The following is a 25266-nucleotide window of genomic DNA, read 5'->3' as shown; positions in this document are numbered from 1 at the left end:
CGCGTTCAGTCAGAAGCTTTCGGCTTGCGGGTGCGAACCATGACGCTGGCGCGGGCCGCCATCACTTCGATTTCGCCCACATGGCAGGAACACGAAAGTTCAACCATGCGCGTTTTCAGATCGATGGCGGTAATTTCCGCGCGGGAGACGACCGTATCGCCGATCCGCACCGGTCTTTGAAAAGCCAGGTCCATGCTCACGAATATCGCCCCCGGCCCCGGCAGTTCATTGCCCAGCAAGGCAGAAAGATAAGACGCGATAAGCGCGCCATGCGCGATCCGGCCGCGATACGGCGTCCGTCGGGCGAAGGCTTCGTCGAGATGCAGCGGATTATGATCGCCGGATACTTCGGCGAAGGCGCGTACCGTCGCATCGTCCACGGTGCGCGTCAGCTCGGCAGTTTGTCCGACAAACAATTCCTCGATCGGGATGGGCGGCTTGACCGGCATGCTGGCACTCCCTTCGCATTGCCGCCGTTAGACGCGAACGGCGAAAGCCTGTCCAGACGGCTTACCAGATCAGGCGGGGCGCAAACCAGTCGGCACGCACGTCGAACGCGGCCAATGCGTCGCGGACAGCGTCCAGATCCGACCCGGCAATATCCCGCCCGAGTATGCCATCGCCGATGAACAGCGCGTCGATCTCCATGCGCTGGGCGCCGGCAATATCGGTTTCCGGACCATCGCCAATCGCCAGAACGGTGCTGCGCCCGCCCTGCCAGCCCTTGGCCTCAAGTGCGGCGTAGGCAAGCTCGTAGATCGGCTTGTGCGGCTTGCCGGAAATGATGCTGGTGCCGCCGATTTCGCGGTAGAGCCGCGCCAGCGCCCCGGCGCACCAGACGAGATCGTCACCAACCTGGACGACGATATCCGGATTGGCGCAGACCATGGGGAGATCACGCGCCACGAGGGATTCGAACAGAGAGCGGTAATCCTCAGGCTCCCAGCCGAATTCCTGTGTTGGACCGGTGCAGACGATCGCCCGAGCGGCCTCCGCCTCGACAAACTCAAGATCGAGACCGTCATAGAGCTGATCGTCGCGGCCCGGAGGTCCGATCTTGAAAAACGGACCCGGCGCAAGCTCGCGCAGCGCCTGCTGGGTGGCGTCGCCGGACGTCACGATGGCATCCCAGGCATTGTCGGGCGCGCCCATCCGTGCGAGCTGATGGGCGAGGTCACCCGCCGGCCGCGGCGAGTTCGAGACCAGCACCACGCTGCGCCCGGCATCGCGCGCCTTCTGCAGCGCGGTAATCGCGTCCGGCAAAAGTGCGCGGCCGTCGCGGATCACCCCCCAGACATCGCAAAACAGGGCGGAATAATCGTCGATTATGTCGGACAGTCGGTAAGCGGCTTTCATGACCGCCTAACTAGACCACGGACCGTAGTGCGCAAGGAGGGATTTAGGCGGAGCGGCGGATCGGTTCGGCAATGGTTTCGTCGAGAATGTCGTCGCGCACAGGCCGTGGCTCGCCGAAAAGATGGCCCTGAGCGAACCCGACATCGATGTCGAGCAGCTCGACGACGGTCTCTTCCTGTTCGATCCGGTCGGCAATCAGATCCATTCCGTACTTGGCGAACAGGCTGGGAATGTCTTCGGCGATTAGTGTTCCGGCCTCTAGGCCGGCGATCGGCTCATTCTCGCGGATGGCCTTGACCAGCCGGTCGCCGGTCACTTTCGCGAACCGCACACCGGCCCGCTGCATGTCGGCAAAGTCACAATTGAGATCGGTCATCTGATCGACGGAAAAGCGGAATCCGTAATCCGCCAGCCGCCCCATATTCCGTGCCGCCGCGGTCGAACGCGCCTCGAAGGCAGATTGCGAAATCTCGAATATCAGCGAGCTCGCGAGATCGGAATTCCGGCGCATGTAGTCGAGGAAGTTCGGGAAGAAGTCCTCGTCCGCCATCGAGCTTAACGAGATGTTGCAGAAAATACCGATCCGCCGGTCGGACTGCGTCAATCGCCGCACGATCTGAACGCATCGGAACAGCAGGAGATTGTCGACCTCGGCTACGATCCCGGCCTCTTCCGCCGCCCGGATGAAAACCGCCGGCGTCATGATATTGCCGCTGCGGTCGCGGAGCCGCGTATAGCTTTCGTAAAAATAGGTCTTGCGCTGAGGCAGCGAAACGATCGGCTGGAGATAGAGATCGACCCGGTTGGCCGCCAGCGCATCTTTCACGGCGTGAATGTCAACACCGCCGCTGTCCGGCGCTGCGGGCGATCGCGGTATATTCGCTGCACTACCCCCCATCCGCCGCACGAGATCTTCAAGCACCCGGACCTCATTGGTCAGGGCTTCCTCACGCTGCACCGCCTCCGCGCGAATGGTCTCCGCGATGGTGTCGAGCCGCGCCTGCGCCTCGGCGACCTCTTCCGTCAGATCGAGATTGGCGGCTTGGAGCGTCTCAATATCTTTCAGGATTTCCGCGCGCTCTATGGACCGCGCAGCCGCCGAGTGGGCTTGGCTGGCGATCAGGAAGACCACGGCGCCCATCATCCATGCAAAACTCGTCGACATCAGGCCGAAACGCTCGAACGCCAGCGCTGCCACGACCGCGATCATGGCGTAGGTCAAAACAATCAAGAGATCGCTGGCGCGGGGCATAAGCGCTCCAAGCTGGTCACAGGCGAATCAATACGATTAACCCGAGATTACGTTGGATCGCTTCGCATTGTCAGATCGTTAACGAATTGACCGCGCACGAAGACAGAAAAGCCCGGCCGCAGCCGGGCTTTTCAATCAGGTGAAGGGTGCGTGACTAGCTCGCAACATGCGGGCGGACACGGATCTCGACCCGGCGATTGAGCGCGCGGCCCTGCGGTGTGTCATTGGTGGCGATCGGTGAGGTCTCGCCCAAGCCCGCGACATAGAAGCGGTCGCGCAGCACACTCTGTGCAATCAGATAGCCGGCCACCGATTGGGCCCGGCGTTCCGACAGGCGCTGATTATAGTCCGCTGCCCCGGTTGAGTCGGCGTGGCCGATGACGTCGACATAGGTCGCCGGATACTGGTTCAGCACGTCGGCGACATCGTTCAGCACGTCATAGAATTGCGGCTCAATGTCCGAGGAATTCGTGGCAAAGGTCACGTCGCCCGGCATGATTAGCCGGATGTCATTGCCTTCGCGGCGGACACCGACGCCGGAATCGCGCAGACGCTCGCGCATCGCCTGCTCCTGGCGATCCATGTAATTGCCGATGCCGGCGCCCGCGAGCGCGCCGATGCCAGCGCCGATCAGCGCATTGGTCCGGCCTTCTTCGGAATCATTGGTATTGGTGAGGTAACCGAGGGCGGCACCGGCGGCCGCGCCAATCAGCGCGCCGCGCGCAGTGTTGTTGGGACGGGTCTCACCAGTATAGGGGTCGGTCGTGGTGCACGCAGCCGCGAATGAGAGGGCCAGCGTCGATACGAGAAGAGCACGCACTTTCATTTGAAAACTCCATTTGGTGGGGCAGGTAACGGAAATGCCAGCCATAGCAAACGCAATTCTACCCGCAATGTTCCACATTGACGAATAATAGTTGGGCGGCAGCCGCGTGAACCGCAGATGAACGCAGCGCCGCTTCACGCCTGAATTCTGCGGTAGAAACCCTTGACGGCAGGTCATGCCATGCCTATCTGCGCGCTCGTTAGCAGCCGACGCATGCGAGTGCTAACGGCTGTAGAATTCAAACAGGGGTATGAACATGTCATTTCGTCCGCTGCACGATCGAGTGCTTGTGAAGCGCGTGGAAGAAGAATCCAAGACCAAGGGCGGGATCATCATTCCCGACACCGCCAAGGAAAAGCCTCAAGAAGGCGAAGTCGTCGCCATCGGTGGCGGCGCCATCAAGGACGACGGCTCCGTACGTCCGCTGGACGTAAAGGTCGGCGACCGCATCCTGTTCGGCAAATGGTCCGGTACCGAAGTCACCCTCGAAGGTGATGAACTGATCATCATGAAAGAGTCCGACATTCTGGGCGTGATGGGCTAGGCCCCGCCCCGATCTGTCGAATCCCATTCACTAGAAAATACGGAAGAGCAAAATGGCTGCTAAAGAAGTCAAATTCTCCACCGATGCCCGCGAGCGCATGCTCCGGGGTGTGGACACCCTCGCCGACGCCGTGAAGGTCACGCTCGGTCCGAAGGGCCGGAATGTCGTCATCGAAAAATCCTTCGGCGCCCCGCGCACCACGAAAGACGGTGTCACTGTCGCCAAGGAAATCGAACTGTCCGACAAGTTCGAGAATATGGGCGCGCAAATGGTCCGCGAAGTCGCGTCGAAGACCAATGACGCCGCCGGTGACGGCACCACGACCGCGACCGTTCTGGCGCAAGCCATCGTTCGCGAAGGCATGAAGTCGGTCGCTGCCGGCATGAACCCGATGGATCTCAAACGCGGCATCGACAAGGCCGTCCTCAATGTGGTCGAGCAGATCAAAGCCGCCTCGACCTCGATCAAGGGCTCCGAGGAAATCGCCCAGGTCGGCACCATCTCCGCCAATGGCGAGAAAGAAATCGGCGACATGATTGCCAAGGCCATGGAAAAGGTCGGCAATGAAGGCGTGATCACCGTCGAGGAAGCCAAGTCGCTGGAAACCGAGCTCGATGTCGTTGAAGGCATGCAGTTCGACCGCGGCTATCTCTCGCCCTACTTCATCACCGACGCCGAGAAGATGCAGGCCGAGCTGGAAGACCCGTTCGTCCTCCTCTTCGACAAGAAGCTGTCCTCGCTGCAAGCCATGCTGCCGGTGCTCGAAGCCGTTGTTCAGTCGGGCAAGCCGCTGCTCATCATCGCCGAGGACATCGAAGGCGAAGCTTTGGCCACGCTGGTGGTCAACAAGCTGCGCGGTGGCTTGAAAATCGCCGCCGTCAAGGCGCCGGGCTTTGGCGATCGTCGCAAGGCGATGCTGGAAGACATTGCCATCCTGACGGGCGGCACGGTCATCTCCGAAGACATCGGCATCAAGCTTGAAAACGTCTCGCTCGACATGCTGGGTACCGCCAAGCGCGTCACCATCACCAAGGATGACACGACGATCGTCGACGGTGCCGGTGCGAAAGCCGACATCGAAGCCCGCGTCGGTCAGATCCGCAAGCAGATCGAAGACACCTCGTCCGAATACGACAAGGAAAAGCTGCAAGAACGTCTCGCCAAGCTGGCGGGCGGCGTGGCCGTGATCAAGGTCGGCGGTGCGACAGAAGTCGAAGTGAAGGAACGCAAGGACCGCGTTGACGACGCTCTGAACGCGACCCGCGCTGCGGTTGAGGAAGGTATCGTCGCCGGCGGTGGCGTGGCGCTGCTGAAGGCCACCAAGGGGCTTGAAGGTCTCAAGGGTGAAAACCCGGACCAGACCCAGGGCATCGGCATCATTGCCCGCGCCATCCAGTCCCCGATCCGCCAGATCGCGTCGAATGCCGGCGTTGAGGGATCGATCGTTGTCGGCAAGGTACTGGACAATGAAAGCGCGACGTTCGGCTACAACGCCCAGACCGACGAGTATGGCGACATGCTGTCCTTCGGCGTCATCGACCCGGCCAAGGTTGTCCGTCATGCCCTGCAAGACGCAGCCTCGATCGCCGGTCTGATGATCACGACCGAAGCGGCCGTGGCCGAGAAGCCGAAGAAAGAGTCCGCCGGCGGTGCCCCTGACATGGGTGGCATGGGCGGCATGGGTGGCATGGACTTCTAAGGTCCCGCCATCCGGCTCAAATGATGAGGGGCGGCTCTTCGGAGCCGCCCCTTTTTTCTTGCCTATTGGTCTTTCAGTGCGCCTCGTTAGTATCTGCTTCCTGCTTGGAGAGGAACGCATGAAGAAAATCATCGCTTTGACCATCGCTTCCGGTCTGCTCGCCGCCTGCAGCGCATCGGAATCGCCCACGGATTCCGATACCCAGGCGCAATCCGCAGAGACGTCTGCCCCGGCCTTCACGACCTATGACGCTGAAGCTTTTCACGCCACAACCAGCGTCGGGTTGGCCAGCAGCGCCGGATTGGCATTCTCGCCCGACAGCACGCGCATCCTCGTCAGCTCTGACGAGTCGGGCGTATTCAATGCCTATGCGATTGATATTGCTTCGGGCGAAAGGACCGCACTCACCGCCTCCGAGGATGACGCGACCTACGCTATCAGCTGGCTTCCTGACAGCGACCGCATCCTTGTTAACGCGGATTCCGGCGGTGACGAACTCGATCATATCTATGTGCGTGATGAAGCCGGAGCGCTTTACGACATCACGCCCGGTGACAACCTGAAGGCCCAGTTTGTCGGCTGGTCCGAGGACGGACGAGAGATGTGGATCGCTACCAATGAGCGCGATCCGGCCGCTTTCGATATTTATGCTTATGACACGGCATCCTATGAAGCCGTGATGACGTTTGAGAATACGCAAGGCCTGGAAATCGGCGATATCAGCTCCAATGGGCGTTGGGTTGCGATGATCGAAAACGTCAGTTCGGCAGACGCGAACATCTATCTGATCGACCTGCAATCGCCGGATGCCGAGCCTCAACTCATCACGGAGCACGAAGGGAATATCGCTTACGGCGTCTACGAATTCACCCCGGATAACTCGGCCCTCGTCTACGCCACCAATGAACACGGAGAGTTCATTCAGGCTTGGTCATACACGATGGCGGATGGCAGCCACGCGCCATTGGTGGAGGCTGATTGGGACGTCATGTTTGTTTCGCATTCACCATCCGGCCGTTATCGGGTCGTTGGAGTCAATGATGACGGCCGCACGGAGGTGTCCGTGACGGATACGATAACGGGCGATCCTTTGACGCTTCCGGAATTGCCGGCGGGCGATATCGGATCCATCCGCTTCTCCAGAGACGAAAGCGAGATCGCCTTCATCATCAACTCCTCCACCTCACCCAGCAATATCCACTGGGTGGATTTGGAAACGCAGGAGCATCGTCAGCTTACCGACACGCTGAATCCGGCCATTGAGGAATCCCATCTGGTCGCTGCAGAAGTGGTGCGGTTCAACAGTTTCGATGGGCTGGAGATTCCCGGAATTATGTACCGACCTCATCAGGCGAGCGCGGAAACGCCCGTACCGGCGCTAGTCTGGGTGCATGGCGGCCCCGGTGGACAAAGCCGCATCGGATATTCGGCCACCATCCAGCACCTTGTGAATCACGGTTACGCCGTCTATGCGGTCAACAACCGTGGCTCGTCCGGCTATGGCAAAACCTTTTTCCACATGGATGACAGGCGTCATGGCGAAGAAGATCTTGGAGATGTCGTCGCTGCTGGAGACTTCCTGCGCTCGCTCGACTGGGTGAATGAAGATCAGGTCGGCGTCATTGGCGGGTCTTACGGTGGTTTCATCACAGCCGCCGCGCTGACTTTCCATCCCGAAGCCTTCGAGGTCGGAATCAACATATTCGGCGTGACCAACTGGGTACGCACGCTCGAATCCATCCCGCCCTGGTGGGGCGCATTCCGCGACGCTCTCTATGACGAAATGGGTGACCCCGCGACGGATGGCGATCGGCACCGGGCGATTTCGCCGCTCTTCCATGCCGCGAACATTCAGCGGCCTATGCTGGTGATTCAGGGCGCCAACGATCCGCGTGTGTTGCAGGTGGAGAGCGATGAATTGGTCGAGGCCGTTCGCGCCAACGGCGTCCACGTCGAATACGTCCTGTTCCCAGATGAGGGCCACGGCTTCCAGCGGAAGGAAAACCGGATCACGGCGTCGAACGCCTATGTGGCTTTTCTGGATGAATTCCTGCGCGGCAACACGCCCGCCAATTAGGCGATCCCTGGGATCGAATTGAAGCCGGGGCGGATCTTCGGAGCCGCCCCTTTCTCTTGTGCCACCGGCGCATGCCGCAAACACCCAGTTACTGCAATCCCCGACGCGCTGACAGGCTGACGCACTATGAGCCAGAACAGTCCCCAGGGCGGCAAGAGCATCTGGCGCCGCACGTTTAAAGCAAATTAACATTCGCGACGCATACGTCGCACTGGTCCTTCCATCATCGCCATCGCTCGGCGAGGCACCAAACTGCAGCGCCCATCATGTCTTTTGACACCGCCACATTCTTGCTTGTCGAAGATGACGATATCGACATCTTCCTTCTGCGGAAAACCCTTTCGGACCTTCGCATCGCCAATCCGGTTATTGTGGCGCGCGACGGTGTCGAAGCCCTCGATGTCTTGCGGGGGTCTAACGGCGAGACCCGGTTGGCCCGGCCCTACATCGTGCTGCTCGATTTGAACATGCCGCGCATGTCTGGCCTCGAATTCCTGGATGAGGTCGCCAACGACGACGAGCTGAAAGATTCGACCATCTTCGTCATGACCACCTCCGCCAGTGAGGACGATCGGTACAAAGCCTACAAGCAGCAAATCGCCGGCTACATTCTTAAGTCGGATGCCAAGGACACGCTCAAGCGGGCATTGGCTATGCTGGATCAATGCTGGACGAGCATCGTGGTCCCGCAAAATGACGGATAAGTCCGCCGCTGCTGACTCCCGGTCTGCTAAACTGTTCAAAGATTAACTTTTTGTAGGAATCGGCGTGGATTCATGCCATCGAGTTTTCCAGTACCAATTCGACCGCGGTACAACTTAAAGGGACATGGCCACTAGACACTCCAAGGATAACCCTAATGCTAAGGTTGACGGATGAGAACGCTGACAAAATAAAATCGCTCCTCGGCGATAAGGAAGCGATCACGGCCGGACGCCTGAAACTCCTGGGCCTGGATGAAGTCCGAGAAGCTGAAACCAAAAATTCTTTCAACCTTCAAATCGGTCGTCGAACGCCGGCTCGCGCCAAGCGACGTCGTCATTTCCATCGGTGAGGCGGGGTTCATAATCCTGTTCGGCGAATTGAGCGGGCCCGCCACCGAAGTGAAGTCCCAGGCCATCGCGAAGGAGGCCCGCGAACGGCTGCTGGGACTCGACAGCAGCCTTGAACCCAACCTTTTTGTCGGCCGCGAGACCGTCACCCTGTCGCGCGAACAACTGAAAAGCCTGACAGCCGCAGCCGAAGTCGTCGAAGGTCCTGACGCGCCCGACGAGGCCGACACGGCGCCGGATATCGCATCTGAGGTGTCGTTCTCGCCGATTTGGGATGTGCAGAGCCAGGCCATCATTTCCTTCTCGGTTGAGCCGACCACACCCTTCGACCTCTACGGTGCGGCGCAGACCGCCGAACATCGCCGCATCTGCGGGCAGCAGGACATCGCGGTGATGGACCACGCGGTGCAATCCGCGAACTACCTGGTCACCGCGACTCGCAAGCGCATCCTGGTCGCCAGAATCTGCGCCACCTCTTTTTCGAAAGCCGATGTCCAGTCCAAGATCATGGCATCGCTTCAGAAACTCGTCGACGGCGCCCAGCCGCTGCTTACCGTGGAAATCGTCGAAACCCGCCTCGGAACCTCGTCGCACGATGTCGAAGTCGCGGCGGATATTTTCCGTGGACGCGTCCGGCGATTGGCTCTGTGCACCGATCTTCGCGAAAAGCACATCGAGCGGGCGCGGCGGATGGGATTCCAATCCGTGGGCGCCGACCTCAGCCGCAGCGCCCTCCCCACCTCGTCAGAGGACTTGTACTGGCTGGACGATTTCTGCCGCAAAGCCCGCCACCACGGTCTTGAGGGATTCGTGCGCGGCGTTGCCACAGACACCGTCGCTTCGGCGGCCATCTGCGCCGGCGCCACGCACCTTGCGGGCGCCAAGATCGGCCGGCCTTCCACCCATCTGCCGCCGCCCATCCGCTTCTCGGTAGAGGATGTGATCGACCATGGGCCGGGCCGCCTGCTTCAGCTCAAGGCGTAGCCGGCGTTTCGGCGGCGGCGGCCGCTTCTGCAAGCATCGCATCGAGTGCAGTTCGATCGTGCACCCGCCCGTCATGGATGACATGGGTGATGGATCCGACCGCGCGGATATCCTCCAGCGGATTGGCGGACAGCAAGACAAGGCTTGCGGCCGCACCGGCCTCGACGACGCCGTAATCCGGACGCCGTGCAATCGCCGCCGCTTCCCGCGTTGCCATACGCAGCACATCGCCAGCTCCCAATCCACTCGCGGCGAGGCGCTCGAGCTCCCAATGCAGGCTAGGTCCGGGGACGTTACAGAAGTTCGGCGTGTCGGAACCCGCCAGCAGCGCCACACCGGCAGCCTGAAGCCGGCCGGCGAATTCCAGGAACGCCGCGTGCGCCTCATCGCGCAGGCCGGCATCCGCGGCGTCGATTCCACGCAAATTGGTCTCGCACCATTCGCGACCGCCCGCGGGCATGTAGGCCAGTGCCGCGATGTCGATGCCCGGAGAATCAAACACTTCCATGATCAGCGTCGGCGTGAGCCGGGTTTCGGACGCCGCGAGCGCAGCAATGGCCGCATCGCATTCGGGTGACACGCCGGCTTCCTCGAACCAGTCCAGAATGTTCTGGAAATAGCCATCGTAATCGCCGCTGAAGCGGGTCTGGATTGATCGGTCGAAATAGGCTTGGGGATCGCTCACGCAGACCGAGAAGGCCGAAGGGGTCAGGTGTTCTATTGTTTGCTGCCCCGCCGCGGCAACGTCGACAACACTGATCGCGCGCGGCACATGGCCAGCAACGGGCCGGTCGAGCGTGGCCGCCTGGGTCATGATTTCCGCGTAGACCGCGGGTGACAACCCGTCATACACCTTGAAGAAATCGACGCCCGAAGCCGCGAGCGCGTCGAGCGCAGGCCGAACATCGGCGGGCGTTTCCAGCACCAGTGGCAAATCACCATACCAGGGCAGGGCTTGGCCATCGAGCAGCGGACCCGCTGCGACAATCTCGGGGCTGACCAGGGCGGGGTTGTCAGCCAGGCGCGCGCGCGTCTCGACAAGACCCGGCACCACGGAGCCCATATCCCGGACGCCGGTCACGCCATGCGCCACGAAAAGCGGCAGGATCCGCGCAATGGCGTCTTCCGGCTCGCTCAATGCATGCACATGCATATCCCAGAGCCCGGGGATCAGGAACTCGCCGCCGCCGTCGATGATCTGCCCGTCAAATGCCGCGAGATCGGCTAGATCGCCAGTAATCGCCAAGATGCGGCCTTCGCCGATCCACACCGTTTGCGGCTCCAGGGTTTGCCCGCGATCGACGTCGATGACGGACACGTTCCGGATCGCCAGATCGGCACCTGAGGGCGGCGAAGCCTGGTCTCTGTCGGCGCAGGCCGTCGGGCAAGCGGACAGTGCGACAGCCGCAATAATAGTCAGCCTGTGCATGGGAGCATCCCTTCGAAACCGAAAGACTGCCCCAAAGCACGAGCTGACTAAAGTTAATGTTGAGCCATCCGGCCCTGCGCGAGCTCTGCCTAGCTGTCTGGCTGGCGCGGATGATTGGCATGAACCTCGATCGAAACCGAAAATCCGTCGACCGGCTCCACACGCATGGCGGCGCTGCCGTCATACCGTGCCTGTAACCGAGGCGAAGCCATCACCTGTTCGCCCGTCTCGTCGTGGCGGACGATCTCGACCTGGATCAGCACATTTTCGCTGGCACACATCACCTCGCCACCATCGGTACACGGTCGGGCCACGACGGCAACGTCGTAGAAATACGTACCGGCCTCGTCCTGAACAGGCGACAACCGGTAAACCGCCGGCGAGCCGTAATCGAGATTGATCAAACCGCTTACGCCTTGATGACTGGAAGCATTCTCGATTGTCACTTCAAACATCAGCTCGACATCGTCGGCCGCGACGGCGGGCATCCAGCTGAAAAAGGCTGCAGCGAGAAGCGGCAAGCCGAGCAAGGCAGGAATACTGAAAGTGGGGTTTTTCATGAGGGCCATTCCTTTCGAGATGATGGGGCGTCTCCTTGGATTGGCAGTCCGGGAAATCATGAAATCGCGAACGGCGGCACTCGCCGACTTGCCTTGCTCGCGGCACACCGCGACAAAATTGGCTTTAAGATCCTCTGGAACCCGAACTTCAATGGTCTCGGTTTTCTTTGGCGGACGATTCGTCATCGACTCGATCTCCCGTTGCCGCGGCCGAGCGAGCAGCATAGCACGGATGATCTCAAGCCAATTCGTGTTGGGACGCCGGGAAAAATTGACCCGACAAACGCACAAGTCGGCTTGATGCGGGAATGGAGCGTCAGGCGCGCCTTAAATGGCGTAAGCCGCCAATGCATCCAGCCGTTCCATCGACCGGTCAATGCGCGCTTCGGTAAGCTCGCCGGAACCCACGGCGTCCTCGATCCAGCCGGCAAAGCGCTGCGGCAGGCCGGGATCCGGCACCGCGGAATTCGACATCATGATGATGTCATTGCCAGCTTGAATCGAGCGGATGACTGCCTCGCGCTGATCGTAATTCTCCCGGATGGCGCCCATGTCGAGATCATCGGTGATCAACGCTCCCTCATAACCGAGACGCTCCCGCAATAGATCGCCGAGAATGGCCCGTGAGAAGGTCACCGGGTTACCGGCAGGATCCAGACCCGTATGCGTAAGATGCCCCCCCATGATCAAATGTGCGCGGTCCGCCTCAATCAGCCGGCGGAACGGATCCAGCTCCGAATAAGACCAGGTTTCGGTGATGTCGACAAAGCCGTGATGGCTGTCACCGGAGGAGCGCCCATGTCCCGGAAAATGTTTGATGGCGCAGGCGGCGCCGGCTGTCTCGAAGGCCTCAATGAACGCAGCCGCGTAAGCCGCAATGCGGGCTCCGTCGGCGCCATAGCCGCGCCCCCAGCGCCCGATAACACTGTTGTCGTCGTCCTGGACATCCGCCACCGGAGCGAGATTCATATTGAAGCCCGCCGCCCGGAACTCGGCAGCGGCGGAGGCATAGAGTGCCCGCGCTTCGTCGACGGTTTTTTCCTGTGAAACGACATGGGCGCGCGGAATCGCGGAATAGCCCAGATCGCCGGACAGGCGCTGTACGGCGCCGCCCTCCTGGTCAACCGCCATCCAGGCCTCCGGCGCCTGCTCACGAAACTGTGATGTCAGCCCCTCAACGCCGGCGCGCGATCGGACGTTATGGCGAAGGAAAAGCACCCCGCCGATGCGCCGCTGCGACAAATGTTCGGCGACTTGCCGGGCACCATCGGTGTCCGGATTGTCGCCGATAAACCCGAGCATCAGCATGCGCGCAGCCTTGGCCCGCAAAGGCTGACCATCCCTGGCTGCTGCGGCGGGTATCGCCGGCAACAGGCTGGCTGCAGCCACACTCTTGAGAAAACGCCGTCTGTGCATGGGGTACTCCGCCGGTCCAGCCGCCATTATTGCGGCGTGTCGGCCGGGTGCAAGCCTGATGCCGCTATATGGACGGTCCGTGTCGAATTCGTCACCGAGTAGCCAATCGCTCGTAACCTCACCCGTTACACGCTTTCTGAGCCTTCACGAAAGGCCCCTTCCCGCGGCGGTGCATGCTTCCCCAATTCCCCATGCATCGCCGCAACTTTCCGCTCTGAAATGACGAAAAGTTCAGCCAATCGCACGGCTTCGGTAATTCCATCAGTGAAAGTATGGCTTCAACAGACAGGAGGGACGCATGAAGAAAATGCTGACGATGACGACCGCGGCGCTGGCGCTGGCAGCAACCGGATGCACCACGGCCGCGATGGCGACCCAGCGATCGGCAAGCGCCCCCGAGGATGGCAGTTTCGAGATCATCGTCACCCGGCAATCTGGCGATGATCAGGCAATCGTGATCCGCGGTGTCGAGGTCGAGATCGTTGATGGCGATGTAATCGTCGATGGCGATGCCATCCGGGTGATGGAAGACGGCCGCATCTTTATTTCCGGCGATCAGGCCGATGTGCTGACCTGGGTTCATAACGGCGATGTCGCATTTTCGGAAGCTGATCACGCTTTGCGGTTGGTCGCGATCGAATCCCAGCTCGCGGCAGAGCTCGACCGTCTCGAAGACGTCCATGTGATTATCGACGACATGCGTATCGAGGGCCTGGAAGAAGCGATGGCGGAACTCGAAAGCGAACTCGGCCAGCTTGAATCGCGGCGTATGGTGATCGTCAACGGCGAACGGCGCGAACTGACAGATCAGGAACGTGCCGAGGTCCGCGAGGAGCTGGAAGAAGCGCGCGAGGAGATTCGCGAATCGATAGAGGACGTGCGGCGCGAGCTCGCAGAAGGGCGGGCCGGTCGCCGGGAAGCACTCCGCGATATGCAGATCGTGATCGCCAATTCGCGCGACGAGATGATGAATGCTGAGCGCGAAGCCCGTCTTGTCCGGCGTAACGCCAACCACCATCATGTCCGCATTGATGACATCACCCGCCGCCTCCGCGACGCAGGCGCCAACCGCATCCGTATCGAAACGGTCGATGGCGAGGACCGCGTCTGGGTCGACGGCGAGGAAGTCGAGGGTGATGAGCGCACCGAATGGCTCAACCGGCTCGAAATCGAGCGGTTGGAGGGTAGCCGCAATTCGCGGCGCATCATCTGGGAGATGACCGACGAGGAGTAAGCATGCCGGCTGGCCGGGCTTCGGGGAAGAAGCCTCGCCGGCGTTAAATGGAAGGGGTCTCGCTCGGGGGCATTGTGCGCTTTAACCGAGGGAGTCCTGAAATGCGCTTCAAACGACTGCTGGCCATGTTGGCCGCCGCCTTGTTCGCCACGACCGCCATTGCCTGTGCAAGCATGCCGGCAAGCGATGACAATTCATCGTCATCCTCACGGTCCGAACGCGAAACGCCGAACGGATATTTCTGATCGCAAAAACGAATTCGGAAAAAAAGCGGGCCGGCAAACTGCCGGCCCGTAATTGTTTGGTCGATTGAGGCGTCTCCTCCCCGAAACGCCGAAGGACAAAACGGTCAGGTCCCGTCCTGTTTATTACTTTGGCGTCACAATGAGGGGACGTCAAGCATTCCAATCCCGCTTCTTGTGCTGCAATTCCGATATCCGCTGCAGGAGCGACTGTGTCGACACGTCATGCTTACCCGGCCCGCCCGCAGCCATCTCCCCTTCGATTGCCGAGGCCAATTGCTTTCCGAGTTCCACACCGAACTGGTCAAAGGCGTTCAATCCCATCAGGACGCTTAGCGCATAGGTCTGATGTTCATAATACGACAATAGGGCCCCGAGCGTCCGCGCATCGAGTTTTGGGGCCAGTATGAAAGTCGACCCGCGCCCGCCTGGCATCGCCTTGTGCGGGACCAATCGCTCTATCGCGTCTGCCGTCAAGCCGTTTTGGTCCAATTCGTCCCGGATCGTCTTTGAGTCGCGGCCGCGCAGCAATGCTTCGGCCTGTGCCACTGCATTCGCCAGCAGGGAAGGCTGGCCACCGCCGTCGGAGCGTCGCGCAAACGCCAGAATATCGACCGGCATGCCGGTTTTTCCCTGGTGCAGGAGCTGGAAGAAGGCGTGCTGCCCGTCAGGTCCCTCGCCGCCCCAGACAACCGGCCCGGAAGGACCATCGAGGGCGTCCCCTTCAGGCGACACCCTTTTGCCGAGCGACTCCATGGACAATTGCTGCAGCCATCCCACAAACAGGCGCAGCCGCATGGCATAGGGTACCACCGCCCAGCCCGCCGCACTGCGGACCGATTGATGCCAGTAGATGATCAGCGCCGACAGCACCGGCAGGTTCCGGTGGAGCTCGGCTTCCATGAAATGCGAGTCCATTTCTCGGGCGCCCGCCAACAGGTCATCGAACCGCGGCGGTCCGACCGCGGCCATCACTGACAGCGACACCGTCGACCAGAGCGAATAGCGTCCGCCCACCCAGTCCCACATCTCAAACAGCCGGTCCTCGGGAATACCGGCTTTCACCGCGGCAGCAGTATTCGCCGTGGCCGCCACCAGATGCACGCCGGCATCGCCGTCGAGCCCGGATGCCAGCCAGTTAAGCGCCGCAGCGAAATTCTCGGTCGTCTCCGGCGTCGCAAACGATTTCGAGACCACGAAGACCAGCGTCGTTGCCGGATCGAGTCCCGCCGTAGCGGCCTTGAATGCGTCCGGATCGACACTCGAAAGAAAGCGCACGGCCACCGGATCGTCAGCCTGCGCCAGCGCCTGATAGACCAGCCGCGGGCCGAGATCCGATCCGCCAATACCGATATGCAGGACGTGCCGGAAACGCGCGCCGGTGGACGACCGCAGGCGGCCCGACCTCACCTCTTCCGCAAACGCATAGGCGCGTTGCCGCTCGTTTGACGCCTGTTCGATCTTGGCGCTGTCGCGGCCGCCACCGCGCAGCGCCACGTGCTGGGCGGCACGGTCTTCGGTGACATTGACTTTTGCACCCGACATCAGCGCGGATATGGCGTCATCCATCCCGCAGCTTTCGGCCAGCTCCACAAGAGCAGCCAAGGACGCCCCGCTGACCGGCTGTTTTGAAAAATCGATGTGCAGCCCCGCCGCCTCGCCGCTGAACCGTGCCAAACGGTCTCGCTCGCGGCGGAAGAAATCGCGTGCATCGAGATCGGCTTCGCGCGCGCCCAGCCGGCGCAGGGCTTCAACGGCTTGTTCACGCGTCAGCGACATGGTGTTGGCTCCCGACCGGATGCGGGTCTTATCCGAGGATCATCCATGACGCTTGTTTCCGCCGCATTGGCAGCCTTGTCCACCCTGATCGCCGGCCCGGGCGCCGAATTGGCATCAGCGGCCGAAAGGCTCTCTGAAGCCGTTGCGACACAAGCAGCATTCGCGCGTAGCGCTCCGGCCCAGGCGGCTACACCGCTGACGCAGGACAATGCGCTCGCGATCGGCCTGACGGACATCTCCCGCCGCGCCATGACGCTGTCGATAGCGATGGAATACGCCGGCGGCCCTGAAGATCTGCGCTGCATTTATCGCGGCATGGCCATTGATGCGCTGCATCATCTGGACCGTTTGTCAGCGCCGGGCTTGCGCGCCGACCGGCTCGCGATTTACGCGGATATCGAATACCTGTTGGACCATGCCCGGACCATCGGACCGCTGGCCGACCGGGACGAGATCGCACCCTTTACCGGTGTCGATCCCGGCTGTCCGCGTGGACCGCTGACCTAGTTCCGCTCGACCGTTTCGAGCAGCAGGCGCGTGTTCAGCAGGGGCGGCAGGATTTGCGGTTCGGTCCCGCCCGGCGCGTAATAGACGTAAAGCGGGATACCCGCCGAACCATAACCGCGGATGGCAGCCGCGATGCGGTCGTCCCGATTGGTCCAGTCGGCGATCAGCACCTGAACGTCATTTTCCTCGAAAGCCCGCAATACCTGCGGCGAACTCAAGGTCAGCTGCTTGTTGACCTGACAGCTCACACACCACGCCGCCGTGAAGTCGATGAACACCGGCCGCCCTTCCGCGACCAGCATGTCGACCCGATCCTGTGACCAGGGCTCGCCGGCATATTCCGACGCGGTGCGGCTAACGCTGACGCCATAGAGCGCGGCCGCCAGCACCAGCACTCCGGAGACCGTCGCCAGGCGCGACAATAGCGTGGAGAACGGTGCGCTCCAGATGACAAAGGCGATCGCCAGATAGCCGATCAGCAACATTAGCACGCCCTGCGGGCCGCTTTGGATCGACAACACCCAGATCAGCCAGACCGCCGCCCCGAACATCGGAAAAGCCAGGAATTGCTTGAACCGCACCATCCATGGGCCGGGCTTGGGCAACCAGCGTAACAGCGACGGGTAGAAGGACAGGATGAGATATGGCAGCGCCAGGCCGATACCCAGCATGAGCGATACCAGGAGCAGCACGTAGCCGGGCTGTGCGAAGGCCAGTCCCAGCGCGCCGGCGGCGAAGGGACCGATGCACGGTGCGGCCACGACAACCGCCAGCAGGCCGGTCATGAACGCGCCCGCATCGCCCCCCATTTCCGTCCAGCGGCCTCCGATACCCTGTAACCGCGTCCCGACCTCGAACAGCCCGACCAGGTTCAGGCCGATGGCGAACATGACCAGCGACAGGATCGAGACCGCAACGGGGTTCTGAAGCTGAAAGCCCCAACCGACCGGCTCGCCAATCGCCTTGAGGACCAGAAGAACCGCTGCGAGCGCGAGGAAAGTCGACAGGACACCGGCCAGAAAGAGGAGGCCGTGCCGCTTCAGCTCGCCCGGTACCGAATGGGCCCGCTCGACAAATCCCAGCGCCTTGATCGACAAGACCGGAAAAACGCACGGCATCAGATTGAGGATCAATCCACCGATCAGGGACAGAAGCAAGGTGATCGCAAGCCCGCCGGCCGAAACCGGAACGCTGTCTTCGGCAAAGGCATCCGAGGGTATCTCGATTACCGCCTCACCCGGTTCCGGTGTGATGTTGATCGCCCGGGTCGTCCAGCGCCCGCCTTCCATCGTTTCGAAAGTCAGAACGCCGCGCGGCGCCCAGGTCAGCCCCGAGCGGGCCTCCGGCGCCGGCACCAGCCGCAGCGCCACGCCCGCATCGGAAACATACGTTTTCTGTTCGGACGCATGATCGATGACAGAACCGGAAAACGGAAAATAAGCCGGATTGCGGACCGGGCCGGCAGTCTCCGGTAATTGCGCCGTCAACAGCAAGGACGAGCCACTTCGTGTGATTCCGGCCTCAATCGGGAGCGATTCCGGAAGCCGCGCAAAGCCCGATTCAATGAGGGCCGCACCACCAGCATCGGCAACGGCGCCGCGTCCAACGGTCAAAAACAGCTCGACCTCGGCCGATTCCGGGATGCATATCTCCTCGCAGACCAGCCAACTGGCCTCACCGCGAAGTTCCAGAAACCGCTGGCCGAAATCTGCCGGAACCGTTACCGGCATAGCCAGGACAACCTCGCCGCCATAGCCGTAATTCATCAACGGTCCGAATGCATAAGCGGACGGCGCCGGCCACAGGATCTCGCCGACCTCGACACCGTCTGGAAGCGTCCAGCGGATCTCCGTCGGTTCGCCGGAATCGCCCGGATTACGCCAATAGGTGTGCCAGCCCGGTTCGATCTGCATGTGCAAGCCGACATAAAAGGTCTGGCCGGTTTCCACGGTGACATGGTCCGCGATCAATCGCGTCTCGACCATGGTTGTGGTGCCAAACGGAGATGGCGAAATCGGACTCGACTGGCTCTGAGCCGGCTCCGCAATCAGCAGCAGGGCGATGAGAAGGCTAAAAAATCTGAACATGTCCTGTCACGCGACTATGTGTTGGGAGGACATATATGAAAAGTGCGAGAGGCGGGTAGGCCTCTCGCACCTTTGTGATCATCTGATAATACGGATTTCTGCGGTTTATTGCTTTGCAGCAGCCTGATTGCGGCGAATGGCGCGGTTCAGGATACGGTCCCAGCGGTTCAGCGAAATCATGTGGGCGTAGATCGGCGCCAGATAGCCTTCATTGCGCAGCTGGGCATAGGTGTCGGCCGGCAGCGCGTTGAGCTTCTGCTCCGAAATCCCGAAATATTCCGCGATCTTGCGGCTGTCCCCGGAATTCTGATCGTTCAGCGTCACGTCCTTGTTCTCAAAGAGATCAAGATCGGCCAACTTCTTCACGAAGGTTTCCGTTGTGCGGGCATCGGCCTCGAAAGCACTGACGAAATCGATGGCTTGCTGCAACGCTTGCGTCGGCTCGCCCTTGTCGTCGAAAAACGGCATGTTCGGGTTTTCCGAAACCACGCCATCGGCTTCGACATCAATGCAGACCGTGGCCGGCTGATCCGGCCCATTGCTTGCGCTAACGAACGGATAGCGGCGGACGAAAGCCGGGATCATGGCTTCTTCGTCGAAACTACCGTCTTCCTTGACGAACAAGTTTTGGCCTGGTTGCAGCCCCATCACAACGACCGGCATCTTACGCTCACCAAGGAAAATCACCGGGAAATGGCCGGCATAAAGCGCAAACTCGCCAACGATCGCCGGAACGAAATGCGTTTCGGATAGGAATTTGAACGGGTCGGCGGGCGGCGTCATGCCGAAGCTGCGGTGCTTTTCCTTGTTCAGCGGTTCCGGCCGCTTGTAGAGCGGAACCTGGCCTGAAAGCTGCGGATTGGCGGGTGCGTCTGCCATGTTAGCGTCCTCTGGTAATCGCAAGTTCGCAGGCTCAATAGCCAATTGACCGTCTGATCACAATGGAAAGGGGCAGGCCACGCAAAAAGGGCCGCCCGATTCACTGTCGAGCGGCCCTGAGTGTGGCTTTTTGAAAACGTCTAGAAACGCCGGCCAATGCCGATACCGAAGACCCAGGGGTCGATGTCGACATCTGCCGTGATCGCATTGTTGATGGTGACGTCTGTATTGATGTCGATCCATTTCAAATCAACATTCAAAAACCAGGTCTCGTTGACATCGAAATCCGCTCCGACCTGGGCTGCAAAACCGAAACTGTCGTCATAACTGATTGATGTAGCGGTGCCGCCGCTAGGCAAGTCTTCATTGAAGAAAGCCGTGTAGTTCACACCGGCGCCCACATACGGCCGGAAAGCGGCGTCGGGCGTGAAATGATATTGCAGAGTCACAGTGGGCGGTAGAAGCGTGACGCTGCCCAGATCGACATTGCCCACGCTGGTATTCACCGCCGAAACATCATGCGGCGTCACACCAAGGATCAACTCTGCAGCAATGTGATCGGTGAAGAAATACGAGATGTCCAACTCTGGGACGACGCTCGCGTCGATGTCGACATCACCCCCGATCGGCGTGATCGTCGCACCTTCGTTCGGCGAAACATTGATCGCCCGCAGACGGATCAGCCAATCACCCTGATCCGCCTGGGCTACACCACCCGACAGCAATGCCAGCAGAGCCGTCGAAAGGAAAAATCTGTTCATCTGAACCCCCTAAAACCATAATCGGTTTAAGGGTATTAAGCGGCTGCGGCCGACCTGTGCAGGGCGCAATCTGCCGCGCGACAGCCTGCCGCACGCCTGACTTAGAAGGCAACCGACAGAGCCGCGCGGAAATTCCGGCCCGGCAGAGGCAGCAGATCCTTCAGGAAGCTCGTATGCAAACGCGCCTCCTCATCGGTCAGATTGCGCGCTTCGAGAATGAGCCGAACGTCCAGATCGGCGATCGGCCGGAAAACGGCCTGCGCATTCAGAAGCGTGTAGCTATCGGTGGGCAGCTCGAAGCTGGCATTGTCGTCTTGTTCAGAGACCCACACGACTTCCAGATGGCCGGTCACGAAATCGCGTTCCGCCTCGATCAGCGCCGACAGGCCCAGCGGCGGGATCCGCGGCAGGTTGCCGCCTGAATCCAGCTCGCCACGCACGTATTCGGCTGTCACCTCACCGCGGAAATCCCAATTGCCGGACGTGCCCAGCTCGCGCTCGGCCCGCGCTTCAAAACCCCAGATCGAGGCATCACGCTGGTCGTAGACGAAAACCGGGAGCTCATCTTCCTCGGTACCGGTCGGAAACAGGCCAATGAAGCCGTCATAATCGGCAACGAAGACCGCCCCGTCGATAGCCCAGCCATCGCCTTCAAAACGGCCGGTCAGGTCCAGTGAGATTGCCTGCTCCGGGTCCAGGGTGGAATCGCCGATTTCAAAAGCCCGTGTGGCCAGGTGGGCACCGTTTGCGAACAACTCGACATCGGTCGGCGCACGTTCCGTGAACGCGATGGTGGCCGCCAGGAAGACGTCTTGCTGCGGGCGGAAGAACGCGGCGCCGGATGCGCTGAACGTATCGAAGGAACGCGAGACCGAAGCGGTTTCGACTTCGCGGTTTTCAATCCGCGCACCCCCTTCGAGGCCCCAGTCGCCGGCATCATAGCGCTCGACGATAAACACACCGATATCGCGCGTTTCCACAGGCTCAATATAGGCTTCTTCGCCGGTCGCCGAGAAATCGCGGTCGAAAGTCTGAAGGCCAAACGCCCCTTCGACATTTCCGATCGGACGATGGCGCAATTCAATGCGGCCTTCCCAACCCTCATTATCGAAACGGGTGGCAACTTCGCCCTCCTCGATTTCGCTATGACGGTAATCCCCGATACCGGCGGCGAACCGCACGCGCTCAATCGGAGCGCCGTCGATTTCGATATCGCCACGAACGTCCCAACGGTTTTGGGTCATTTCGAGGCGGGCACCGTCCTCCTCGCCATGAGCATGGTCGTGATCGTCATCACCCTCATCAAGGCCGATCAGAACCCCGAGATCGTCATGATGGTCGTCTTCGTCGCCATGATCGTCTTCATGTGCGTGCGAGTGGCCCGGCAAGCCGTACTCCCCGTCCATGGAGCGGTAGGCAACGCCGACAAAACCCCAATCGCCGACGAAGGACGTGCCAATCGAGCCGCTGGTGAATTCCAGATCGCTTGAGGGCACCGTACCGAAGGCTTCCTCTTCCTCGTGATCATGGTCGTGATCGTCATCATCGTCGAACGAGATCAGCGGCGCATGGTCGTGGTCGTCATGATCATCATGATGATCATCGTCCTCCAGGGCGCGAAAACGCGCAGACTCCGCATAACCGGGAATGTCGTAATTTTCGGCCGCGCGGCTCAAACCCTCGAAATGAAACACGAAGGGACCGGCGGCGATCCGCGACCGGCCGGCAATCTGATATCCTTCGTCAACACTCGTCGATCCGATGTAAAAGCGGCTTTCAACGCCAGCATCCGGGGCCCGCTCCGGAATGCGGCCATCGATCACGTTCACGACACCACCGATAGCGCCGCCACCGTATGCGATCGCCGCTGGTCCGCGGAGGATTTCAATGCGCTCTGCCTCCAATGCTTCTGAAGAGACCGCGTGGTCCGGGCTGGCCGTCGAAGCATCGACCAGGCCGACACCGTTGACCAGCACGCGCACCCGGTCGGTGCCGAGCCCGCGGATGACCGGCCGGCTCGACGCCGGTCCGAAGAAGGTCGTGGTCACGCCGGGTTCGTGCGCGATTGTATCAGCAAGGCTGCCCGCCAGGTTTTCTTCGATATGATCAGCGGTTATGACATCGGCGGAGCCGACGATCTCGTCTGCCAACACTTGGAGCGGCGACGAGGTGACGATGACACGGTCGATGACATCGTCATCCTGCGCCACGACCGGCGCAGCGGCCGCGAGCGCTATGATTGATGCGGTTCCGAGAAGATTTTGCATGCCAGCCTCTCCTAAAACTGGCGCTGTGATATTATAACATAACTATTGCCGCAACATGGCGGGCTCGATTTTTGCAGCGGGAATGGATTAATAATTCGCAATATGAGCAGGACCGATTCCTCCGTAGCCGCAGCGTTGAAACACGCTGAAACCCATTGCACGCAACGCGGTGTTCGAATGACGCCCTTGCGGCGCAATGTGCTGTCGCTCCTCGTCGAGGCCGGGGAACCTGTAAAAGCCTATGATCTGCTAGACCGCATGCGCGCGGAGGATAAGTCTGCCAAGCCGCCGACCGTCTACCGCTCACTTGATTTTCTGATGGAGGTCGGTCTGGCGCACAAGGTCGAAGCCTTGAATGCCTACATCGCCTGTGCGCATTGCCATGATAAGGGCGGCGCCGAGCTTTACATCTGTGGCCGCTGTGGGGATGTCGAGGAACGCCATGGCGTACCGCAGCCGCAGAACGCGCCAGACGGTTTCGTAACGGACCGTTCAGTGGTCGAGCATTATGGAGTTTGCGCAAACTGCCGCTGACCGCTTGCGGAGGCCTGGATGATCAAGCTGTGGCGAGGCTGCGCCAACGCATGGGAATGCGATGAGCTGGGCCATCTGAATGTCCGCTTCTATCTGGCCAAAGCGTGGGAGGCGGTCGGCGATTTTGCAGATCGCGTCGGCATGCCGCACGCCTTCGAGTCCGGCGCTACTTCCACATTGCAGGCCACTGACATCACCATCCGGTACCTGGCCGAAGTGCGCCCCGGCGCGCCACTCTGCATATCCGGCGGCGTGCTGGATATCGGCGATGACAACGTTGACATCGTACTCCGGCTCGATCATGCCGCCAGCGGCCGGATCGCCGCGATATTCCGGATGACGCTCGGCCACGCGGTGCCCGGCAGCCGGCGAACCTTCCCCTGGCCGCAGCGGATCCGCGATGCGCTGGAGTGTCTGCGCACGGACCCGCCGGATGACATGAAAACCCGCTCCTTGTCCGCTCACGCACCGGCGAGCGGTATCCGGATCGCCGATGCCGACCGGCTGGGGCTTACCGAGATCGGTCGCGGCCGGATCAATCCGGAGGACTGCGACACGTATGGCGTCATGATGCCCGAGCATTTGCAAGGCAAGGTCTCCAACTCGGTCACGAATTTTGCCGGCGGCTTTCCCGAACAGTTCGCCGACCACGCGGCCGGCGGTGGCAAGGTTGGCGGGGCGCTGTTAGAAGGCCGGATCGCCATCCGCCGCTGGCCGAGCGCCGGGCAGGGCTATGTGATCCGCACTGGCTTGCGGGCGGCGGACCGCAATGTCCGCACGCTCGTGCACTGGGTGTTCGACCGCCGCGGGCGCTTGATGTGGTCGATGGAAGGCGTCGCGGCGATCATGGATTTGAAGGCCCGCAAGCTGGTGAAGGCGAGCGATGAAACGTTTCAGTTCCTGTCCAGCCAAGTCCGCCCCGATCTGACGATCTAGCCTTCTGATGCGTTTTCCAAACGTCGGGCGCGGGCGCGCGCAGCCACGGCTTGACCATCGGTCGCCGCAACAGCCGCAGCCTGTTCATAAAGAGCCTGGGCTTGCGCCACATTGCCAAGCCGTTCATTGGCTTCGGCGAGCGCGATCACCGCATCGAACCGGCCGGGTTCGAAGGCGATCACCCGCTCGAGCAGTGGAATGGCGTCTGCGGTCCGGTCTTCGTCGACAAGACAACCGGCATGAGTGGTCAGCGCGTCGATATTCCACATGTCGATGTCAAGCGCCGTCGCGGCAGCGATGCACTCGGCCTCGCCCGAATCCGGCCGCGAGACCGAAGCGGTTTCCGCCAGCACGATCGGAGCCGATTCAGCCTCGCTCGCTGCGGCCTCGGCAACGATGGAAGGCGGCACATCCGATTCGGCGGCGGCGTTGTCGGCCAGTTCCGGCGCGGACTCGACCGGGACATCAGGGTAAATGCCGGCTTCAACAGGCCGCCAGGACAGCCTTAAGCCCGTCTGCGTTCGTGCCACGTTCAGGTCTGATGCACCTTCGGTGAGCTCCAATCGCACGATCTGGCGGTCTCCCGACGCGCCCGTCTCGATCGCCGAAACCCAAGCATTTCCAGAGGGAACGATCCGCCGCTCGCCCACATTGGCGGCAATCTCCAATTCCAGGGCCTGTCCGTCGATCCGAGCTTCAACAAGATCCGGCGCGCTGTCAAAAACAATAAAAATATCAGGGTTTTGTGCATTGCCGACATCGCGCACATCGATGATATCGGCATCCGCAACTGCGGTTCCGACAACAAGATTGGCAAGCAGCAACAGTATCCGGCGCATGTAAGA

Annotated in this window: 23 protein-coding genes; 10 read left to right on the top strand and 13 right to left on the bottom strand. The window is 61.0% G+C overall.

What is annotated here, in order from left to right; all coding sequences use genetic code 11:
- Positions 1 to 5 precede the first annotated feature (5 nt).
- The 4 genes from ACO08C_RS11375 to ACO08C_RS11360 all read right to left on the bottom strand — a co-directional run bounded on the left by ACO08C_RS11375 (position 6) and on the right by ACO08C_RS11360 (position 3434).
- Positions 6 to 449 carry a MaoC family dehydratase gene (locus ACO08C_RS11375; RefSeq protein ID WP_421785698.1) on the bottom strand — a complete coding sequence of 148 codons (444 nt, stop codon included), beginning with the start codon at positions 447 to 449 and terminating at the stop codon, positions 6 to 8.
- A gap of 61 nt (positions 450 to 510) precedes the next feature.
- The gene (locus ACO08C_RS11370; RefSeq protein WP_421785697.1) at positions 511 to 1356 is read right to left on the bottom strand and encodes a TIGR01459 family HAD-type hydrolase; all 846 of its coding nucleotides are present in this window, start codon (positions 1354 to 1356) and stop codon (positions 511 to 513) included.
- A gap of 43 nt (positions 1357 to 1399) precedes the next feature.
- Positions 1400 to 2608 carry an EAL domain-containing protein gene (locus ACO08C_RS11365; RefSeq protein WP_421785696.1) on the bottom strand — a complete coding sequence of 403 codons (1209 nt, stop codon included), beginning with the start codon at positions 2606 to 2608 and terminating at the stop codon, positions 1400 to 1402.
- 154 nt (positions 2609 to 2762) lie between these two features.
- Entirely contained in the window at positions 2763 to 3434 is a 672-nt protein-coding gene (locus ACO08C_RS11360; RefSeq protein ID WP_421785694.1) for an OmpA family protein, read from the bottom strand.
- Positions 3435 to 3690: 256 nt separating this feature from the next.
- Between ACO08C_RS11360 and groES the strand changes: the two genes are divergently transcribed.
- The 5 genes from groES to ACO08C_RS11335 all read left to right on the top strand — a co-directional run bounded on the left by groES (position 3691) and on the right by ACO08C_RS11335 (position 9790).
- Positions 3691 to 3978, top strand: coding sequence for a co-chaperone GroES (gene groES, locus ACO08C_RS11355; RefSeq protein ID WP_421785693.1), 288 nt, complete (start codon positions 3691 to 3693; stop codon positions 3976 to 3978).
- Between the two features lie 52 nt (positions 3979 to 4030).
- Positions 4031 to 5677, top strand: a complete 1647-nt coding sequence (gene groL / locus ACO08C_RS11350) for a chaperonin GroEL (RefSeq protein ID WP_421785691.1) — start codon at positions 4031 to 4033, stop codon at positions 5675 to 5677.
- Positions 5678 to 5795: 118 nt separating this feature from the next.
- Positions 5796 to 7754, top strand: coding sequence for a S9 family peptidase (locus ACO08C_RS11345; RefSeq protein WP_421785690.1), 1959 nt, complete (start codon positions 5796 to 5798; stop codon positions 7752 to 7754).
- A 266-nt stretch (positions 7755 to 8020) separates the two neighbouring features.
- Positions 8021 to 8458, top strand: a complete 438-nt coding sequence (locus tag ACO08C_RS11340) for a response regulator (RefSeq protein ID WP_421785689.1) — start codon at positions 8021 to 8023, stop codon at positions 8456 to 8458.
- A gap of 252 nt (positions 8459 to 8710) precedes the next feature.
- Positions 8711 to 9790, top strand: a complete 1080-nt coding sequence (locus tag ACO08C_RS11335; protein WP_421785687.1) for a hypothetical protein — start codon at positions 8711 to 8713, stop codon at positions 9788 to 9790.
- Here the strand turns inward: ACO08C_RS11335 and ACO08C_RS11330 are convergent.
- From ACO08C_RS11330 to ACO08C_RS11320, 3 genes are all read right to left on the bottom strand, one after another.
- Positions 9780 to 11219, bottom strand: a complete 1440-nt coding sequence (locus ACO08C_RS11330) for an amidohydrolase family protein (protein WP_421785685.1) — start codon at positions 11217 to 11219, stop codon at positions 9780 to 9782. The genes ACO08C_RS11335 and ACO08C_RS11330 overlap by 11 nt on opposite strands.
- Positions 11220 to 11308: 89 nt before the next feature.
- Positions 11309 to 11779 carry a hypothetical protein gene (locus tag ACO08C_RS11325; RefSeq protein WP_421785684.1) on the bottom strand — a complete coding sequence of 157 codons (471 nt, stop codon included), beginning with the start codon at positions 11777 to 11779 and terminating at the stop codon, positions 11309 to 11311.
- Positions 11780 to 12106: 327 nt separating this feature from the next.
- Entirely contained in the window at positions 12107 to 13195 is a 1089-nt protein-coding gene (locus tag ACO08C_RS11320; protein WP_421785683.1) for a glycoside hydrolase family 3 N-terminal domain-containing protein, read from the bottom strand.
- Between the two features lie 298 nt (positions 13196 to 13493).
- On the opposite strand from ACO08C_RS11320, the gene ACO08C_RS11315 reads away from it, so the two are divergent.
- Positions 13494 to 14429 (top strand): hypothetical protein, encoded by a 936-nt coding sequence (locus tag ACO08C_RS11315; RefSeq protein WP_421785681.1) that lies wholly within the window; start codon positions 13494 to 13496, stop codon positions 14427 to 14429.
- A 101-nt stretch (positions 14430 to 14530) separates the two neighbouring features.
- On the top strand, positions 14531 to 14674 hold the full coding sequence (locus ACO08C_RS11310; RefSeq protein ID WP_421785680.1) for a hypothetical protein: 144 nt from the start codon (positions 14531 to 14533) through the stop codon (positions 14672 to 14674).
- 150 nt (positions 14675 to 14824) lie between these two features.
- Here the strand turns inward: ACO08C_RS11310 and pgi are convergent, their stop codons facing one another.
- Entirely contained in the window at positions 14825 to 16450 is a 1626-nt protein-coding gene (gene pgi / locus ACO08C_RS11305; protein WP_421785678.1) for a glucose-6-phosphate isomerase, read from the bottom strand.
- Between the two features lie 45 nt (positions 16451 to 16495).
- Between pgi and ACO08C_RS11300 the strand changes: the two genes are divergently transcribed.
- A complete protein-coding gene (locus tag ACO08C_RS11300) occupies positions 16496 to 16957 on the top strand; it encodes a hypothetical protein (RefSeq protein ID WP_421785676.1) in 462 nt (153 codons plus the stop codon).
- Here ACO08C_RS11300 and ACO08C_RS11295 read toward each other — a convergent pair.
- The 4 genes from ACO08C_RS11295 to ACO08C_RS11280 form a co-directional block, all read right to left on the bottom strand.
- Positions 16954 to 19044, bottom strand: a complete 2091-nt coding sequence (locus ACO08C_RS11295) for a protein-disulfide reductase DsbD family protein (protein ID WP_421785675.1) — start codon at positions 19042 to 19044, stop codon at positions 16954 to 16956. The two genes, ACO08C_RS11300 and ACO08C_RS11295, sit on opposite strands and share 4 nt — an antisense overlap.
- 105 nt (positions 19045 to 19149) lie before the next feature.
- The gene (locus tag ACO08C_RS11290) at positions 19150 to 19923 is read right to left on the bottom strand and encodes a SapC family protein (protein ID WP_421785673.1); all 774 of its coding nucleotides are present in this window, start codon (positions 19921 to 19923) and stop codon (positions 19150 to 19152) included.
- 140 nt (positions 19924 to 20063) lie between these two features.
- Positions 20064 to 20684, bottom strand: a complete 621-nt coding sequence (locus tag ACO08C_RS11285; RefSeq protein WP_421785671.1) for an OmpW/AlkL family protein — start codon at positions 20682 to 20684, stop codon at positions 20064 to 20066.
- 101 nt (positions 20685 to 20785) lie between these two features.
- A complete protein-coding gene (locus tag ACO08C_RS11280) occupies positions 20786 to 22951 on the bottom strand; it encodes a TonB-dependent receptor (protein ID WP_421785669.1) in 2166 nt (721 codons plus the stop codon).
- A gap of 102 nt (positions 22952 to 23053) precedes the next feature.
- On the opposite strand from ACO08C_RS11280, the gene ACO08C_RS11275 reads away from it, so the two are divergent.
- Together ACO08C_RS11275 and ACO08C_RS11270 are read left to right on the top strand one after the other, a co-directional pair.
- Positions 23054 to 23485 carry a transcriptional repressor gene (locus ACO08C_RS11275; RefSeq protein WP_421785668.1) on the top strand — a complete coding sequence of 144 codons (432 nt, stop codon included), beginning with the start codon at positions 23054 to 23056 and terminating at the stop codon, positions 23483 to 23485.
- An 18-nt stretch (positions 23486 to 23503) separates the two neighbouring features.
- Entirely contained in the window at positions 23504 to 24421 is a 918-nt protein-coding gene (locus ACO08C_RS11270) for a thioesterase family protein (RefSeq protein WP_421785666.1), read from the top strand.
- Here ACO08C_RS11270 and ACO08C_RS11265 read toward each other — a convergent pair.
- Positions 24418 to 25260 (bottom strand): tetratricopeptide repeat protein, encoded by an 843-nt coding sequence (locus ACO08C_RS11265; protein ID WP_421785665.1) that lies wholly within the window; start codon positions 25258 to 25260, stop codon positions 24418 to 24420. The genes ACO08C_RS11270 and ACO08C_RS11265 overlap by 4 nt on opposite strands.
- Between the last annotated feature and the right edge of the window lie 6 nt (positions 25261 to 25266).

Source organism: Hyphobacterium sp. (genome assembly GCF_965229905.1).
Taxonomy (GTDB): domain Bacteria; phylum Pseudomonadota; class Alphaproteobacteria; order Caulobacterales; family Maricaulaceae; genus Hyphobacterium.
This window is presented reverse-complemented; position numbering and strand designations above follow the sequence as displayed.

What these genes read in the sequence shown, in the direction of transcription:
- ACO08C_RS11285 (WP_421785671.1), bottom strand. Translation starts at nt 20,684, where the DNA reads ATGAACAGATTTTTCCTTTCGACGGCTCTGCTGGCATTGCTGTCGGGT.
- ACO08C_RS11265 (WP_421785665.1), bottom strand. Translation starts at nt 25,260, where the DNA reads ATGCGCCGGATACTGTTGCTGCTTGCCAATCTTGTTGTCGGAACCGCA.
- ACO08C_RS11345 (WP_421785690.1), top strand. Translation starts at nt 5,796, where the DNA reads ATGAAGAAAATCATCGCTTTGACCATCGCTTCCGGTCTGCTCGCCGCC.
- ACO08C_RS11295 (WP_421785675.1), bottom strand. Translation starts at nt 19,044, where the DNA reads ATGTTCAGATTTTTTAGCCTTCTCATCGCCCTGCTGCTGATTGCGGAG.
- ACO08C_RS11365 (WP_421785696.1), bottom strand. Translation starts at nt 2,608, where the DNA reads ATGCCCCGCGCCAGCGATCTCTTGATTGTTTTGACCTACGCCATGATC.
- pgi (WP_421785678.1), bottom strand. Translation starts at nt 16,450, where the DNA reads ATGTCGCTGACGCGTGAACAAGCCGTTGAAGCCCTGCGCCGGCTGGGC.
- ACO08C_RS11320 (WP_421785683.1), bottom strand. Translation starts at nt 13,195, where the DNA reads ATGCACAGACGGCGTTTTCTCAAGAGTGTGGCTGCAGCCAGCCTGTTG.
- ACO08C_RS11325 (WP_421785684.1), bottom strand. Translation starts at nt 11,779, where the DNA reads ATGAAAAACCCCACTTTCAGTATTCCTGCCTTGCTCGGCTTGCCGCTT.
- ACO08C_RS11300 (WP_421785676.1), top strand. Translation starts at nt 16,496, where the DNA reads ATGACGCTTGTTTCCGCCGCATTGGCAGCCTTGTCCACCCTGATCGCC.
- ACO08C_RS11375 (WP_421785698.1), bottom strand. Translation starts at nt 449, where the DNA reads ATGCCGGTCAAGCCGCCCATCCCGATCGAGGAATTGTTTGTCGGACAA.
- ACO08C_RS11290 (WP_421785673.1), bottom strand. Translation starts at nt 19,923, where the DNA reads ATGGCAGACGCACCCGCCAATCCGCAGCTTTCAGGCCAGGTTCCGCTC.
- groES (WP_421785693.1), top strand. Translation starts at nt 3,691, where the DNA reads ATGTCATTTCGTCCGCTGCACGATCGAGTGCTTGTGAAGCGCGTGGAA.
- ACO08C_RS11275 (WP_421785668.1), top strand. Translation starts at nt 23,054, where the DNA reads ATGAGCAGGACCGATTCCTCCGTAGCCGCAGCGTTGAAACACGCTGAA.
- groL (WP_421785691.1), top strand. Translation starts at nt 4,031, where the DNA reads ATGGCTGCTAAAGAAGTCAAATTCTCCACCGATGCCCGCGAGCGCATG.
- ACO08C_RS11370 (WP_421785697.1), bottom strand. Translation starts at nt 1,356, where the DNA reads ATGAAAGCCGCTTACCGACTGTCCGACATAATCGACGATTATTCCGCC.
- ACO08C_RS11330 (WP_421785685.1), bottom strand. Translation starts at nt 11,219, where the DNA reads ATGCACAGGCTGACTATTATTGCGGCTGTCGCACTGTCCGCTTGCCCG.
- ACO08C_RS11310 (WP_421785680.1), top strand. Translation starts at nt 14,531, where the DNA reads ATGCGCTTCAAACGACTGCTGGCCATGTTGGCCGCCGCCTTGTTCGCC.
- ACO08C_RS11280 (WP_421785669.1), bottom strand. Translation starts at nt 22,951, where the DNA reads ATGCAAAATCTTCTCGGAACCGCATCAATCATAGCGCTCGCGGCCGCT.
- ACO08C_RS11270 (WP_421785666.1), top strand. Translation starts at nt 23,504, where the DNA reads ATGATCAAGCTGTGGCGAGGCTGCGCCAACGCATGGGAATGCGATGAG.
- ACO08C_RS11315 (WP_421785681.1), top strand. Translation starts at nt 13,494, where the DNA reads ATGAAGAAAATGCTGACGATGACGACCGCGGCGCTGGCGCTGGCAGCA.
- ACO08C_RS11360 (WP_421785694.1), bottom strand. Translation starts at nt 3,434, where the DNA reads ATGAAAGTGCGTGCTCTTCTCGTATCGACGCTGGCCCTCTCATTCGCG.
- ACO08C_RS11340 (WP_421785689.1), top strand. Translation starts at nt 8,021, where the DNA reads ATGTCTTTTGACACCGCCACATTCTTGCTTGTCGAAGATGACGATATC.
- ACO08C_RS11335 (WP_421785687.1), top strand. Translation starts at nt 8,711, where the DNA reads ATGAAGTCCGAGAAGCTGAAACCAAAAATTCTTTCAACCTTCAAATCG.